A 4,777-nucleotide genomic window follows, 5' to 3' on the forward strand; every position below is an offset into this window, starting at 1 on the left:
CGCGCCACGGCCTCGGCGGCCGCGCGCATCGGCGCGCCCTCCGGCCCGGCGAGCGTCCGCGCGAGCTGCGCGTCGCCGAGCCCCAGGCGCGCACAGGCGCGGGCCGTCAGCGGGTCGACGCCGTGGTCCCGCTGGAGTCGACCGGCCAGGTCGTCCTCGGGCAGCGGGTCGAAGCGGACGCTCTGGCAGCGCGAGCGGATCGTCGTCAGGAGCTCGCCCGGGCGCTCCGAGAGCAGCACCAGGACGACGTAGTCCGGCGGCTCCTCCAGCGTCTTCAGCAGCCGGTTGGCCGCCGTGTCGTTCATCGCGTGCGCGGACTCGAGCACGAAGACGCGTCGCCGGGCCTCGAACGGACGGCCGGAGACCGCCTGCACGACGGCCTCGTCGACGTCCTCCTTGCGCATGATCCCGCCGGTCGGCCGGACCCAGGTGAGATCGGGGTGCGAGCGGCGCTCCACGCGGGCGGCCACGTCGGTGCTGTCCAGCGCCGCGCCGTCGGGCCCCTCGGAGAGGAGCGCCGTCGCCAGGGCGCGCGCGACGGTGCGCTTGCCGCTGCCGGGAGGCCCCTGGAAGAGGTACGCGTGGGACGGGTCCCCGGCGACCGGATGCCCGGCGGCGTCGACGCGCGGGAGGGCGCGGGCCAGCACGGCCCGGGCGTGGGGCTGGTGCTCGGTGCCGGGCAGGACGCTCACCGGGCCGATGGTAGTGCGGCACGACCGGGTGGGCCCCGCCGCGCCGGGCGTTCTCGACCGGACCCGGCGGGCCTGCGGCGTCCGGATACAGTGGCGCCATGGCCGCGGACCGCTCCCAGATCCTCGTCGTGGACGACGACGAGTCGATCCGCGAGGTCGTGCAGCTGGTCCTCGAGCGCGGCGGCATGACCGTCCGCACCGCCGAGGACGGCCGGGCGGCGCTGAAGATCCTCTTCGCCGGCTCCGTCGACGCCGTCCTGCTGGACGTCGACATGCCCGGACTCGACGGGTGGCAGACGCTCGAGCGCATCCGGGAGGTCGCCGACGTCCCCGTCTGCATGCTGACCAGCGAGGACGCCGAGCTCGCGAAGGTCCGGGCGCTGCGGGGCGGGGCGGACGACTACGTCGTGAAGCCGTTCGGTCCGCAGGAGCTGCTGGCCCGCGTCGAGGCGCTGGTCCGGCGCGGGCGCGGCGGCACCGGGGCCTCGCAGCCGGTCGAGATCTACGAGGACGCGTTGCTGAAGCTCGACCGCGAGCAGCGGCTGGCGAGCATCGGCGACGTCGAGCTGCAGCTGACCCGGCGCGAGTACGCGCTCCTCGCCGCGCTGACGGACGAGGCGGGTCGGGTGCTGCCCTCCGACGTCCTGATCGAGCGCGTGTGGGACGGCATGGCGACGGCCGACCAGGTGAAGCTCTACGTCAGCCGGCTGCGTCGCAAGCTCGCCGCCCACGACGCGGACCAGACCGTCGAGACGGTCCGCGGCATCGGCTACCGGTACCGCCCGCCGGCGGACTGACCGCCCGCGGCCTCAGTCGTTGCCGGGGCGGACCCGCTGCGAGCCCTGCTCCAGCTGGAGCCAGCGCCGCAGGGCCTCCTCGGCCCCGCCGGCGGAGCCGCGGAGATCCGCGACGAGTCCGTCCGAGACGTCCTGCAGCCGCGTCACGGCGCGGGTGATCGCCTCGAGCGACGCGCGCTCGTCCGGTCCGAGGTCCTCGGCGGCCGCCGCCAGCAGGTCGGCGTGGACCCGCAGGACCGTCAGCGGCGTGCGCAGCTCGTGGGCGGTCGTGGAGACCACGAGGGACTGCAGCCGCTCGAGCTCCTCCAGCCGGTCCGTCGTGGCCGCGGCGTCGGCGGCGGTCCGCTCGGTGGCGGGCGACGGCGCGGCTGCGGCCCGTGACGGACCGGGGGTCGCGGGACGACCGGCGAGCAGCTCGTGGCGCGCCCAGACCGCCAGGTCGGCCAGCGCCTGGAGCAGCTCGGCGTCGGCCTCGCGCGGGACGACGTCGATGACGCAGAGGACGCCGATCAGGTTGCCGTCGCCGTCGTCGATCGGCTGGCCCGCGTAGAAGCGGACGCCCGGGGCGGTGGCGACGCCCTCCATCGACGACCAGCGCGGGTCCTTCGACGCGTCCGGGATCACGAACGGCTCGGGCGTCGTGATCGCCGCGGAGCACATCGAGAACGCGCGCGGCGCCTCGCGCGGGGCGCCCTCGCCCGACACGCCCGGGTTCCACTGGCCGTGCTCGTCGATCAGCGAGACGAGCGCCATCGGGGCGCCGGCGATCTGCGACGCCCGGCGGGCGATCCGGTCGATCCGCTCGCCGGCCTCTACGCCGATCAGTCCGGTGGAGCGCACGGCGGCCAGGCGCCGGGCCTCGGCCTCGTCGGGCCCGGCGGCGGGGGTGCCGGCGTCCGCCGCGACGCCGGTGGACGCCGCGTCACCGGAACCGGGGGCGGGGTCGGCGGCGGGCGCCGGGACGGGCTGAGGAGCGTCGGTCGCCGACGCGCCGTCGGTCGGGCCCTCGGACGGGGCGGCGGAAGCGTGGGGTGCGGTCCGGGGCATGGCAGGGGCCTCGTCGTCGATGGGTTCTGGGGGACGGGGCATCGGTTGGGGCTCGAGGACCGCGTCCCACTATCGGCAGAGGTCGTGACAGCAGACGGTCCGTCGCGTATCGAAGAGGTATCCGAGCTCCGCCCCACGCTCGTAGGATGGGCCGGATGGCGGATGCGGACCCGGGCCTCGACGACGCGCTGGCGGAGCTGTGGCTCCGTGCGCGGGTCCGGGTGGACGCCCGCATCGACGTCCTCGAGGAGGCGGCGGCGGCGCTGGGCTCCCCCGCGGGCCTCCCGGACGAGCTGCGCGACCGCGCCCGGACGCAGGCCCACCAGCTCGCCGGCCTGCTCGGGACGCTCGGCCTGCCCGACGCGTCCCCGGTGGCCCGCCGAGTCGAGGGCCTGCTGACCGGCGCCCCGACGGCGGCGGACGCCGGCCCGATCGCCGAGGCCGCCGGGGAGCTGCGGCGCGCCACCGAGGCCGGACCGACGCACTGATCCGGACGGGCCGACGAGCTGATCCGGACGGGGTCGGCCGACGGTCGGTCCCGTCTCGACGGGTCCGGATGGCGCACGACGCCCCCCGCGCCCGGGCGACGGGCAGTAGCGTCGTCGTCGATGCCGGACCGCCGCGGACGCCTCATCACCATCGAGGGCCTCGACGGGTCCGGGAAGACGACCCTCGCCGACGGGCTCGAGGCGGCGCTCCTGGACCGCGACCTCCCGGTCCTGCGCCTGCGCGAGCCGGGCGGGGTCGTCCTGAGCGAGCGCATCCGGGACCTCGTCGCCGACCCGGGGCTGGCCCCCCACCCGCGGACCGAGGCGCTCCTCTTCGCGGCCGCCCGCGCGCAGCTCTGCGCGGAGGTGCTGCTCCCCGCCCTCGAGGACGGCCGGTGGGTGCTGCTGGACCGCTTCGTCGACAGCTCGCTGGCGTACCAGGGCGGCGGACGGGGCCTCGGGCTCGACGTGGTCGCCCGGATCAACGAGCTGGCCACGACGGGGTGCCGGCCGGACCGCACGCTGCTGCTGCGCGTCTCCCGGGCCTCCGGGCGCCGTCGCCTGCTCGCCCGCGGCGAGGAGCAGGACCGCATGGAGCGCGAGGACGACGCGTTCTTCTCGCGCGTCGAGCAGGCCTACGACGCGCTGGCGACGGGCGAGCCCGAGCGCTTCCGGACGCTCGACGCCCACAAGGACGCCGCGCAGGTGCTCACGGACGCCCTCGACGCGCTGGCCGACATCCTGCAAGCCGGGTGACGGGATACCGGCGCGGGAGCCGTCGGCCTAGACTCCCCGTCGTGCGGGGGGATCTTCACGGGTGAGCGACGGCGGCCCGTCCACACCCACGTCCGGGCCAGACCCGGACGACGCCGCCGCGCGCGCAGCGGCCCTCGAGGACGCCCTACGCGTCGAGCGCGACCACGCCGACGAGGTCCGTGCGGCCGCCGAGGCGATCGCGGAGGAGCGCGACGCCGCGCTCGACGAGGCCGAGGAGCTCCGCGAGCTGCTGCAGGCGGTGCGCGCGGCGGAGGACGAGCGTCGTCGCGAGACCGACGCCACCCGGGCGGACCTCGCGGCCCTGCGCGGCGAGGCGGTCGACCCCGACCGGATCGCCGGGCTCGGGGCCCTCGTCGACGAGCTCCGCGCCCGCGCCGAGGCCGCCGAGTCGCGCGCCGACGAGCTGGCCGGCCGCGCGGAGCAGGCCGAGACCGCCGTGGGCGAGGCCGGGACGCGTCGGGACGAGACCACCGTCCGCGCCGACGAGGCGGAGACCCGCGCGGCAGAGGCCGCCTCTCGCGCGGAGGCCGCGGACGCCCGTACGGCGGAGGCGATCTCGCGCGCCGAGGACGCCGAGGCCCGCGCCGCCGAGGCCGTGTCCCGCGCCGAGGCCACGGATGCCCGTGCCACCGAGGCCGCGTCGCGCGCCGAGACTGCCGACGCCCGCGCCACCGAGGCCGCGTCCCGCGCACAGACCGCCGACGCCCGCGTCGCGGACGCCCTGAGCCGGGCCGACGACGCCGAGGCGGGGGCCGCCGAGCGCGTCGCCGCCGCGGAGGCACAGGCCGAGGAGCGGACCGCCGCCGCCGAGGCGCGGGCGGCGGAACGGGTCGCCGCGGCAGAGGCCCGGGTCGCCGACCGCATCGCGGCCGCCGAGGCCGAGGTCGCCGAGCGCGCTGCGGCCCGCGAGGCCGCCGCGGAGCGCCGGGTCGCCCAGGCCGAGGAACGGGCGACGGCCGCGGAGACCGCGCTGGCC

At 77.7% G+C, this 4,777-nt stretch carries 5 protein-coding genes and 1 pseudogene; 4 read left to right on the forward strand and 2 right to left on the reverse strand.

Annotation, left to right across the window (positions count from 1 at the left end; all coding sequences use genetic code 11):
• On the reverse strand, nucleotides 1-692 hold a 692-nt coding region (locus Q7T67_RS18775), incomplete at its 3' end, for an AAA family ATPase (RefSeq protein WP_304793426.1).
• A gap of 98 nt (nucleotides 693-790) precedes the next feature.
• On the opposite strand from Q7T67_RS18775, the gene Q7T67_RS18780 reads away from it, so the two are divergent.
• Complete coding sequence (locus tag Q7T67_RS18780) at nucleotides 791-1,489, forward strand: response regulator transcription factor (protein WP_304793429.1); 699 nt, start codon at nucleotides 791-793, stop codon at nucleotides 1,487-1,489.
• 12 nt (nucleotides 1,490-1,501) lie between these two features.
• Here Q7T67_RS18780 and Q7T67_RS18785 read toward each other — a convergent pair whose 3' ends face one another.
• Complete coding sequence (locus Q7T67_RS18785; RefSeq protein WP_304793432.1) at nucleotides 1,502-2,536, reverse strand: GAF domain-containing protein; 1,035 nt, start codon at nucleotides 2,534-2,536, stop codon at nucleotides 1,502-1,504.
• Nucleotides 2,537-2,691: 155 nt separating this feature from the next.
• Here Q7T67_RS18785 and Q7T67_RS18790 point away from each other — a divergent pair, with 155 nt between their 5' ends.
• From Q7T67_RS18790 to Q7T67_RS18800, 3 genes and pseudogenes are all read left to right on the forward strand, one after another.
• Nucleotides 2,692-3,024 (forward strand): Hpt domain-containing protein, encoded by a 333-nt coding sequence (locus Q7T67_RS18790; protein ID WP_304793435.1) that lies wholly within the window; start codon nucleotides 2,692-2,694, stop codon nucleotides 3,022-3,024.
• Between the two features lie 120 nt (nucleotides 3,025-3,144).
• Nucleotides 3,145-3,780 carry a dTMP kinase gene (gene tmk / locus Q7T67_RS18795; RefSeq protein WP_304793438.1) on the forward strand — a complete coding sequence of 212 codons (636 nt, stop codon included), beginning with the start codon at nucleotides 3,145-3,147 and terminating at the stop codon, nucleotides 3,778-3,780.
• A 61-nt stretch (nucleotides 3,781-3,841) separates the two neighbouring features.
• Nucleotides 3,842-4,777: pseudogene (locus Q7T67_RS18800) on the forward strand (hypothetical protein); the annotation flags it as partial.

The sequence above is a fragment of the Patulibacter sp. genome (assembly GCF_030655195.1).
GTDB lineage: Bacteria > Actinomycetota > Thermoleophilia > Solirubrobacterales > Solirubrobacteraceae > Patulibacter.